We start from the raw sequence: 9,049 nt of genomic DNA on the forward strand, positions 1-9,049 counted from the left end.
CGGGCGCACGCGGCCCGCGCGGAGGCCGAGACGCGCGCCGCGCTGGCGGTCACCGCCGAGCGCGAGCGCATCGCCCGGGAGCTGCACGACGTGGTGGCCCACTCGCTGTCGATCGTCGCGGTGCAGGCCGGCGCGGCCGAGGAGCTGATCGCCCTGGATCCGGACTCGGCCCGCCGGCACATCGCCGCGGCCCGCTCCACCGCCCGGGAGGCGCTCACCGAGATGCGGCACGTGCTGGACGTGCTGCGCGACGACGACACCCGGGCCGAGCTGGTGCCGCAGCCCACCCTGGAACGGGTCGGCGACCTGGTCGACGAGGCTCGCGCGGCCGGGCTGCCGGTGGAGCTGAGCGTCGCCGGCGAGCGGGGTAACGTGCCCGCCGGCGTCGATCTGGCCGGTTTCCGGATCGTCCAGGAGGCGCTGACCAACGTGCGCCGCCACGCCTGCGGCGCGGCGACGACGGTCCGGATCGGCTATCAGGAGCGCGAGATCACCATCGACGTACGCAACACCGGCGGCGCCCCGGCCTCCCCACCGGGCGCCGGGCGCGGCCTGATCGGCATGCGCGAGCGGGCCCGGCTGTACGGCGGATCCGTCACCGCCGAACCCGCCCCCGACGGCTTCACGGTCGCCGCCAGCCTCCCCCGGGACCCGGCGTGATCCGGGTCCTGGTCGCCGACGACCACGCCCTGATCCGGTCCGGTCTGGCCGGCATGCTCGGCGCCCAGCCGGACATCACCATCGTCGGTGAGGTCGCCGACGGCGAGCAGGCGGTCCGCGCCGTCGACGGCCTCTCCCCCGACGTGGTGATGATGGACATCCGGATGCCGAAGATGGACGGCATCGAGGCCACCCGCCGCATCACCCGCCAGCCGAACGCCCCGCACGTGCTGGTGCTGACCACGTTCGACCTGGACGAGTACGTCTACGACGCGTTGCACGCCGGCGCGTCCGGTTTCCTGCTCAAGGACGCCCCGCCCGGCCAGCTCGCCGAGGCGGTCCGCACCGTCGCCGCCGGTGAGGCCCTGCTCGCCCCGGCGGTGACCCGCCGCCTGATCACCCGCTATCTGCGGGTGCCGCCGCCGGCCGCGGCGGCCGCCCGCGCCACCGACCGGCTCACCGAACGGGAGCTGGAGGTGCTGCGCCTGGTCGCGCGGGGGCTGAGCAACGCGGAGCTGGCCGTCCGGCTGCACCTGTCCGACGCGACCGTGAAGACGCACGTCAGCCGGGTGCTGACCAAACTGGACCTGCGCGACCGGGTGCAGGCCGTGGTCTACGCCTACGAGCAGGGCCTGGTCGTCCCCGGCGAGGATTAGCCTCGTCCCCGGCGAGGATCAGCGTCGTCCCCGGCGAGGATCAGCGCACGCGCAGGTGGACCAGGGCGACCGGCGTCTCCTGGCCGGGCCAGCAACCGGTGAGCACGCCCGCGTCCGCCGGGTCCACGGCCACCAGCGGCACCCGGCTGACGACCAGCTCGACGTCGCCGGCCACCACCACGGTCGGGTCGCCGTCGCGGTGCCCGGTGATCTGCCCGGCCGGGGGCGCCTCGGCGCCGCTGCCGGTCAGCTTGAGGTCCGGCTCGCGGGAGATCCGCTCGTCGCCGTCCTCGACCTCCTCGGGCGCCTCGTGGCCGGCCTCCCGGATCACCCGGGTCACCTCGGTCACGTAGACCGGGTCGGCGGTGGCGTCGTAGACCCAGCGCATGCCGAGGACGGAGTGTTCGAGGGTGCCGGCCAGGTGCTCGTCGGCGCCGTCCAGCGGGGCGCCGCGGTAGGTGAGCGGCACCTGCCAGACCGGGCCGTCGCCGGCCCGGACGAGCAGGGTCTCGATGCCGACCTCACCGTCCGGATCGTCGAAGCGGGCGGCGGCGACCCGGGTCAGCTCCGGGGATTCCGGGCCGTCGTACCAGGGGCGGGTGGGCAGCCAGGAGGCGAGCAGTTCAAGCTTGGTGGGCGTGATCGTAGCCTTGTGAAGGAGCGCCATGCCGGGAAGCCTAGGCGTTGTGATCCGGCACCCGGCGGTCTGGTCCGTCCCGCTGATGGCCGTGCTGGTGATCGCCGCGATGCCGGTCAACGACGGCTTCTACGAGTTCTGGATCAACTACGACCCGCAGGGCGACGGCCAGCAGTGGGAGTGGGGTTACACCGACCATGTCTACCGGCACACCTCGGGCGTGCTCTGCGGCCAGGTGCTGTCGCTGCTGACCGGTTACCTGCTGGCGCGCCGGCACCGGCAGCCGGTGGCGCTGGCCGTCGCGGTGACGCTCGGCGCGGTGCTGGCCGTGGTCACGGTGGCGGTCGCGGTCCCGCTGGCCGGCGGCGAGCATCCCTCCGGCCTGCCCGTCGGCGTGATCGCGGCCGAGCTGGTGGCCTATCCCCTGTTCGCCACGGCCGGTGTGGGTCTCGGCACGCTCATCCGCCCGCCGGGCCGGGTGCTGACGGCCGCGATCGTGATTGTCGCCGGCATCGGGTGGCTGGTCATGACGGTCGCCGGCCTGATCCAGGACGACCGGATGGGGGTGCCTGTCTGGCTGCTCTGGTTGCTGCCGCCGCTGGCGGCGTCGTCCGCGCTGGGCCAGGCGACGCTCTCGCTCTCTGTCTTCACGGAGCCGATCAGGCCGGCCGGCGACTGGGGCGACCAGGCGACGGGCGCCCTGCTGGCCGGCCTGACGGTGTGGACCGTCGTGCTGAACCTGCTGGGCGCCCGCCGCCGTGCGGCCGGTTAGAGGCCCATGTCCTTCGCGATGATCATCTTCATCACCTCGGAGGTGCCGCCGTAGATGCGGTTGACCCGGTTGTCCGCGTAGAGACGGGCGATCGGGTACTCGTTGATGAAGCCGTAGCCGCCGTGCAGCTGCAGGCAGCGGTCGATCACCCGGTGCGCGACCTCGGTGCAGAACAGCTTCGCCGAGGCGGCCTCGGCGGCGGTCAGCTCGTCCGCGTCGAGCGCCTCCAGGGCCCGGTCGGCGACCGCCTGGGCGGCGTCCACCTCGGCCTGGCACGCGGCCAGCTCGAACTTGGTGTTCTGGAACGAGGCGACCGCGTGGCCGAACACCTTGCGCTCCTGCACATACTGCTTGGCGAATCGCACCGCGGCCGCGGCCTGCGCATACGCCCCGTACGCGATGCTCAGCCGCTCCTTCGGCAGGTTGTGGCCGAGGTAGGAGAAGCCCTTGTTCTCCTCACCGAGCAGGTTCTCCACCGGCACCTTCACGTCGACGAAGGCCAGCTCGGCGGTGTCGGAGGTGCGCAGGCCCAGCTTGTCGAGCTTGCGGCCGACCGAGTAACCGGGCGACTTGGTGTCGACGACCAGCAGCGAGATGCCGTAGCGGCGGTCGTCCTGCTTGGGCGGCGAGGTGCGGGCGCAGACGATCACCCGGTCGGCGAGGACACCACCGGTGATGAAGGTCTTCGCGCCGTTGAGGATGTAGTGGCTGCCGTCCTCGGAGAGCTTGGCCGTGGTGCTCATCCCGGCCAGGTCGCTGCCGGTGCCCGGCTCGGTCATGGCGATCGCGTACATCGTGTCGCCGGAGACGAACTCGGGCAGCCAGCGCTGCTTCTGCTCCTCGGTGCCGAGCTGCATCAGGTACGGCAGGCAGAGCGCCACGTGCGCGCCGGAGGCACCGAACGAGACGCCGGCCCGGGTGGTCTCCTCGGTCTGGATCGCGGCGAACTTGAACGACTTGATGCCGGCGCCGCCGTACTCCTCCGGCACCTCGATGCCGAACAGGCCCAGCTCGGCGAGCTGCTTGTAGAAGTCGCGGGGTACCTGCCCCTCGACGAACCACTGGTCGTAACGGGGAACCACCTCGGCCTCGATGAAGGCCCGCAGGGTCTGCCGGAAGGCCTCGTGGTCCTCGGTGAAGACGGTGCGACGCATAGAACGGTCCTTACTCAGAGACGGCGGCCGCCGTCGACGTAAATGGTCTGGCCGGTGATGAACGAGGCGGCGTCGCCGGCGAGGAACGCGACGACCTGAGCGATGTCGGAGGGGTACCCGACCCGCCGCAGCGGGGTGATCTCAGCCGCCCTGGCCTGCATGTCGGCGGAGGAGAGACCGACCCGGGCGGCGGTCGCGTCGGTCATCTCGGTGACGATGAAGCCGGGCGCCACCGCGTTCACGTTGATGCCGAACGGGCCCAGCTCCATCGCGAGCGTACGCGTGAAGCCCTGGATCCCGGCTTTCGCGGCCGCGTAGTTGGCCTGCCCGCGGTTGCCGAGCGCGGACACACTCGACGTGTTGACGATCTTGCCGGAGCGCTTCGGGACCATGTGCCGCTGCGCCGCCCGGCTGCACAGGAACGCGCCGCGCAGGTGCACGTTCATCACCATGTCCCAGTCGGACGCGGACATCTTGTGCAGCAGGTTGTCGCGGAGCACGCCCGCATTGTTGACCAGCACGTCAACCCCGCCCAGCTCGGCCGCGACCTTGTCGACGACGGCGTCGACCTGGGCCTCGTCGGCCACGTCGCAGCTGTAGGCCGCGGCCGTGCCGCCGGCCGCCTTGATCTGGTCGACGACCTCGGCACACGCGTCCGGATCGAGGTCGAGCACGGCGACGGCCGCGCCCTCGGTGGCGAACTGCAGCGCGGTGGCCGCGCCGATCCCGCGTGCGGCACCCGTGACGATGGCTACCCGACTCAAGTGTCTATCCCCTCAAAACGCGCTGATCCCGGTCAGCGCACGGCCGATGAGCAGTTTCTGGATCTGGCTGGTGCCCTCGTAGAGCGTGGTGACGCGGGCGTCGCGCATGGCCTTGCCGACCGGGAACTCGTCGACGTAGCCGTACCCTCCGAAGACCTGGATGGCCTGGTTGGCGGCCTTGACCGCGGACTCGGTGGCGAACAGCTTGGCCATCGACGCCTCGGTGCCGAACGTGCGGCCCCGGTCGACCAGGTCGGCGGCCCGCCAGGTGAGCAGCCGGGCCGCGTCGGTGTCCACGGCCATGTCGGCGAGCATCTCCTGCACCAGCTGGTAGGAGGCGATCGGCTTGCCGAACTGGGTGCGCTCCTGCGCGTAGGCGACCGCCGCCTCCAGGCAGCCGCGGGCCAGCCCGACCGAGCCGGCGGCGACCGCGATCCGCCCCTTGTCCAGGGCCGACATCGCGATCTTGAAGCCACCGCCCTCCCGGCCGAGGCGGTTCGCGTCGCTCACCCGTACGGCATCGAAGGTGAGCTCGGCGGTCGCCTGGCCGCGCAGGCCCAGCTTGCCCTTGATCTCGCGCCGGCCGAGGCCGGGCGCGTCGGCGGGGACCAGGAAGGCGGTGATGCCCTTGGGTCCGGGACCGCCGGTGCGGGCGAACACCAGCACCACGCCGGCCCACGTCCCGTTGGTGATGAAGATCTTCTCGCCGGTGATCAGCCAGTCGTCGCCGTCGCGCACCGCCCGGGTGGACAGCGACCCGGCGTCGGAGCCGGTGCCCGGCTCGGTGAGGCCGAAGCAGCCCAGCGTCTCGCCGGCGCACATGCCGGGCAGCCACTGCCGTTTCTGCGCGTCGGTCCCGTGGGCCTGGATGCTCTTGGCGACCAGCCCGAGCGAGACCGACACGATGCCGCGCACCGAGGTGTCGCCGCGACCGAGCTCCTCCATCATCAACACGTACGACAGGAAGTCGCCGCCCGAGCCACCGAACTCCTCGGCGATCCCGAGACCGAGAAAGCCCAGCTCGGCGAGCTTGCCGACGATCTTCAGGTCGACCTGCTCGGCGCGGTCCCACTCGGTGACGTGCGGGACGACCTCGCGGTCCACCCACTCGCGGGCGAGGTCGCGGAACTGTTCCTGCTCCTGGGTCAGGCCTAGGTCCACGAAAACTCCTAAAACTAACGCTGTCAGGTTTCTCGACGGGTGCTAACTTAACACCGTTAGGCACTTCAGCGAAAGGACCCTCACATGCCGCGGCCGACCACGCCTCTGCTGAGCCAGGCCGGCATCCGGGCGGCCGCGCTCGAGATCATCGACACCGAGGGTCTGGACGGGCTGAGCATGCGCAAGCTGGCCGCCGCGCTGAGCGTGAGCGCCCCCGCGCTCTACTTCCACTACCCCACCAAGGAGCAGCTGCTCGACGACGTGGCCAGCGAGATCATGGAGAAGGTGGACACCGGCGACTTCGTGATCGGCTGGCGGGAGGGGCTGCTGGGCTGGGCGCGGTCGTACCGGGCGGCGCTCGCCGAGCACCCGAACATCGTCCCGTTCCTGGCGCGCGGCCCCGGCCAGCGCGACGCCTCGCTGCGCCGGGCCGACGCGATCCACGGCGGCCTGGTCGCCGCCGGCTGGCCGGCCCGCGAGGCCACGATGATCGGGGCGTCGACGAAATACCTGGTCGTGGGCGCCGCGATGGGGTCGTTCTCGCGCGGCTTCGTCGACGACGTGCAGGTCTATCTGGATCGGTACCCGGCTCTCGGCGACGCGCACCGGCTGCGCGAGCACGCCGACGCGGTCGACCGGGACAGCTTCGAGTTCGCGTTGAGCATGTTCGTCGACGGCCTCGCCGCGCGGCTGGGGCGGATCAGCCCTTCGGCCGGGGCGGCCGCACGTTCAGCCCCGCCCGCACCAGCGACCGGCGCATCTCCTCCAGACCCGCGGTGAAGTCGCTGCTGTCCTGCTCGCGGTAACGGCGGAAGAACCAGGACGGCACCCGCGGCGCCCGCTTGCGGGTGAGGAAGAGCTGGTCCTGCACCTGCCGCGCCATCAGGCAGAGGTCGCGGACCGTCTCCGGGTCGTGGCCGCGCGCGGCCTGCTGCAGACAGCGCGCCCGGGAGTGTCTCGCGACCCGCTGCCGCTCGGCGGCGATGCTGCGCTGGTCGCGGAAGGTGTCCCAGCCGAGCAGGAACATGCCGAGCGACGGCACGCACCACTGCACCACGAAGTCGGTGATCGTCGAGCCGCGGACCATCGCGGAGAGCAGGCCGATCACCGCCCAGACGATCATGCCGAAGAGCACCGCCAGGGCGTACCGGCGGCGGACCCGGCCACCCCAGGCGAGGTTCTGCTGCTGCCGGGCCAGCACGTCGAACGGCCGGGGCAGGTTCGGCATGTCGTAGTAGGCGCCGAGCGACTGCTCGTCGCCGCGGAACCGGCTGCTGAACTGGCGCACGTCCTCGGCCGGCACCTCGTCGGCGGCCAGCACGCTGTTCCACCGCAGGCCGAAGAAGCGGGTCTCGAACGCCTCCTGCAGCAGCGCGGCGCGGCGCAACTCGCGGTCCGCCCACGAGGCCAGCCCCATCGAGTACGTCAGCGCCCAGAGCGCCCCGCCGACCGTGACCACGATGCTCAGCGACTTGACGAAGGTGGTCGAGTTCAGCGACCCGGCGAAGACCGTGGCCAGCCCGACCGCGGCGATGGTGGCAGAGATGGCCATGCGTAAGGCGGCCAGGCGGCGGACCCGGGCGTGCGAGACGGTCATCGCACGGAGCAGGTGGCAGAGCGTCGGCTCGAGCTGACGCTGCCGCATCACGGGTTTGCGATCAGTCATGGCGTCACCGCCGGAAACAGAAGTCCCCCGAAAAGCAGGACAGGAAGTCCATTATCCCCGAAAAACAGCAACGTTCATCTATACCAGCAGATAACGGCAATGCTGCGATTCGCTGTAAGTTGCGCGGGCAAATGCCCGCGCAACCTACCGCGTCACGGCGTCTGCAACGCCTCGGTCGGCGACAGCCGGGCGGCGCGCACCGCCGGGTAGAGCCCGGCGATCCCGCCGATCACCAGCGTCGCGGCCAGGCCTCCGGCCAGGGCCCAGGCCGGGATCACCCCGGGCCATTCCTTGTACGTGGCGTAGCCCACCGTCACCGCCGAGCCCAGCAGCACTCCCCCAGCCCCGCCCAGCGCCGAGAGCAGCAGGGACTCGGCGAGGAACTGGGTACGGATCTGCCCCCCGGGTGGCGCCCAGCGCCCGCCGCAGACCGATCTCCGGCCGCCGTTCGAGCACCGAGATGACCATCGTGTTCGCCACCCCGACCCCGCCGACCAGCAGCGCCACCGCGCCGACGCCGAGCAGCAGCCCGGCGAACGCCTGACTGGTGGCCTGCTTGGCGGCGAGCGCGTCGGACGGGCGGGACACGTCCACCTCGTTCGGCGCCTCCGGGTTGGCGGTGGCGGCGAGCAGCCCGCGTACGGTCTCCAGCCGGCTCTCCACCGACCGGGTGTAGACCGTGGTGGCGTGCTCGTCGAAGTCCAGCGCACCGGCCGCGGCCGGCCAGCCCATCAGCGCCGCGCTGTCCAGTTCGCTCGCCAGCGGCACCGGGTTCAGGATGCCGATCACGGTGAACCGCACGTCGCCGATGACCACCTGGGTGTCCGGGCCGGCCGCCCCGATGCCGAGCCGTTCGGCGGCGGCCGAGCCCAGCACCACCGCCGGGAACCTCTCGGTGGCCGGGTTCAGCCAGACCCCGCTGCGCAGGGTGGCGCCGACCGTGCCGAGCAGCCCGCCGCGGGCCGCGTACGCGACCAGGCCCCCGGTCTGCGCCTGCGGGATGTGCTCGGACCGGTAGACCTTCGCGTCGTCGACCCGGCCGACCGCGGTGACCTCCTGCACGCCGTCCACCCGTTCGATCATCGACTCGGCCTCCAGCGGCAGCTCGGCCTCCTCGCCGAGCAGGGTGTGGCCGGGCGCGACGGTGAGCAGGTTGGTGCCGAGCGAGGAGAGCGTGCGGTCCAGTTCGGCGCCGGACGACGACGAGATCCCGACGACCGCGACCATCGCCGCGATGCCGATGGCGATGCCGAGCGCGGAGAGGAACGCCCGCATCGGCCGGGTTCGCAGGCCCACGCCGCCGACCCGCACCACGTCCGGGAAGGAGAGCCGGCTCATCGGATCCGCCCGTCCCTCATCCGGACCTGCCGGGGCAGGCTCGCGGCGATCTCCCGGTCGTGGGTGATCACGATGACCGTGGTCCCGCCCGCGTGCAGCTCGAAGAGCAACTCCATCACCCCGTCCCCGGACCGGGAGTCGAGCGCCCCGGTCGGCTCGTCGGCGAGCAGCAGCGGCGGCTTCCCGGCGACCGCGCGGGCGATCGCCACCCGCTGCCGCTCGCCCCCGGACAGCTCGTGCG

General features: G+C 72.0%; 10 protein-coding genes and 1 pseudogene. 4 read left to right on the forward strand and 7 right to left on the reverse strand.

All coding sequences use genetic code 11. From position 1 onward, the window contains the following. Together AB0F81_RS48610 and AB0F81_RS48615 are read left to right on the forward strand one after the other, a co-directional pair. The coding region (locus AB0F81_RS48610) for a histidine kinase (RefSeq protein WP_360210801.1) at window positions 1-660 on the forward strand (660 nt) is incomplete at its 5' end. After that, window positions 657-1,316, forward strand: a complete 660-nt coding sequence (locus AB0F81_RS48615) for a response regulator transcription factor (RefSeq protein ID WP_360210803.1) — start codon at window positions 657-659, stop codon at window positions 1,314-1,316. The genes AB0F81_RS48610 and AB0F81_RS48615, both read left to right, overlap by 4 nt. Before the next feature lie 40 nt (window positions 1,317-1,356). Here AB0F81_RS48615 and AB0F81_RS48620 read toward each other — a convergent pair whose 3' ends face one another. Next, on the reverse strand, window positions 1,357-1,983 hold the full coding sequence (locus AB0F81_RS48620) for a hypothetical protein (RefSeq protein ID WP_360210805.1): 627 nt from the start codon (window positions 1,981-1,983) through the stop codon (window positions 1,357-1,359). Between AB0F81_RS48620 and AB0F81_RS48625 the strand changes: the two genes are divergently transcribed. Beyond that, window positions 1,982-2,725, forward strand: coding sequence for a hypothetical protein (locus AB0F81_RS48625; protein ID WP_360210807.1), 744 nt, complete (start codon window positions 1,982-1,984; stop codon window positions 2,723-2,725). The two genes, AB0F81_RS48620 and AB0F81_RS48625, sit on opposite strands and share 2 nt — an antisense overlap. On the opposite strand, the gene AB0F81_RS48630 is transcribed toward AB0F81_RS48625, so the two are convergent. Genes AB0F81_RS48630 through AB0F81_RS48640 form a run of 3 tightly spaced genes read right to left on the reverse strand, consistent with a single transcriptional unit; the run spans window position 2,722 to window position 5,804 of the window. Continuing rightward, window positions 2,722-3,879 carry an acyl-CoA dehydrogenase family protein gene (locus AB0F81_RS48630; protein WP_360210809.1) on the reverse strand — a complete coding sequence of 386 codons (1,158 nt, stop codon included), beginning with the start codon at window positions 3,877-3,879 and terminating at the stop codon, window positions 2,722-2,724. The two genes, AB0F81_RS48625 and AB0F81_RS48630, sit on opposite strands and share 4 nt — an antisense overlap. A gap of 14 nt (window positions 3,880-3,893) precedes the next feature. Further along, window positions 3,894-4,643, reverse strand: a complete 750-nt coding sequence (gene fabG / locus AB0F81_RS48635) for a 3-oxoacyl-ACP reductase FabG (protein WP_360210811.1) — start codon at window positions 4,641-4,643, stop codon at window positions 3,894-3,896. A 12-nt stretch (window positions 4,644-4,655) separates the two neighbouring features. After that, a complete protein-coding gene (locus tag AB0F81_RS48640; RefSeq protein ID WP_360210813.1) occupies window positions 4,656-5,804 on the reverse strand; it encodes an acyl-CoA dehydrogenase family protein in 1,149 nt (382 codons plus the stop codon). 84 nt (window positions 5,805-5,888) lie between these two features. Here AB0F81_RS48640 and AB0F81_RS48645 point away from each other — a divergent pair, with 84 nt between their 5' ends. Then, window positions 5,889-6,584 carry a TetR family transcriptional regulator gene (locus AB0F81_RS48645; protein ID WP_360210815.1) on the forward strand — a complete coding sequence of 232 codons (696 nt, stop codon included), beginning with the start codon at window positions 5,889-5,891 and terminating at the stop codon, window positions 6,582-6,584. On the opposite strand, the gene AB0F81_RS48650 is transcribed toward AB0F81_RS48645, so the two are convergent. The 3 genes and pseudogenes from AB0F81_RS48650 to AB0F81_RS48660 form a co-directional block, all read right to left on the reverse strand. Further along, window positions 6,505-7,470 carry an S-4TM family putative pore-forming effector gene (locus AB0F81_RS48650; protein WP_360210817.1) on the reverse strand — a complete coding sequence of 322 codons (966 nt, stop codon included), beginning with the start codon at window positions 7,468-7,470 and terminating at the stop codon, window positions 6,505-6,507. The genes AB0F81_RS48645 and AB0F81_RS48650 overlap by 80 nt on opposite strands. Window positions 7,471-7,622: 152 nt before the next feature. After that, a pseudogene (locus AB0F81_RS48655) lies at window positions 7,623-8,808 on the reverse strand (ABC transporter permease). Next, the coding region (locus AB0F81_RS48660) for an ATP-binding cassette domain-containing protein (protein WP_360210819.1) at window positions 8,805-9,049 on the reverse strand (245 nt) is incomplete at its 5' end. The pseudogene AB0F81_RS48655 and the gene AB0F81_RS48660, both read right to left, overlap by 4 nt.

The sequence above is a fragment of the Actinoplanes sp. NPDC024001 genome (genome assembly GCF_040638955.1).
Classification (GTDB): domain Bacteria; phylum Actinomycetota; class Actinomycetes; order Mycobacteriales; family Micromonosporaceae; genus Actinoplanes.

Coding starts and splice junctions, on each gene's coding strand:
- AB0F81_RS48625 (WP_360210807.1), top strand. CDS start 1,982: ATGCCGGGAAGCCTAGGCGTTGTGATCCGGCACCCGGCGGTCTGGTCC.
- AB0F81_RS48620 (WP_360210805.1), bottom strand. CDS start 1,983: ATGGCGCTCCTTCACAAGGCTACGATCACGCCCACCAAGCTTGAACTG.
- AB0F81_RS48630 (WP_360210809.1), bottom strand. CDS start 3,879: ATGCGTCGCACCGTCTTCACCGAGGACCACGAGGCCTTCCGGCAGACC.
- AB0F81_RS48645 (WP_360210815.1), top strand. CDS start 5,889: ATGCCGCGGCCGACCACGCCTCTGCTGAGCCAGGCCGGCATCCGGGCG.
- AB0F81_RS48650 (WP_360210817.1), bottom strand. CDS start 7,470: ATGACTGATCGCAAACCCGTGATGCGGCAGCGTCAGCTCGAGCCGACG.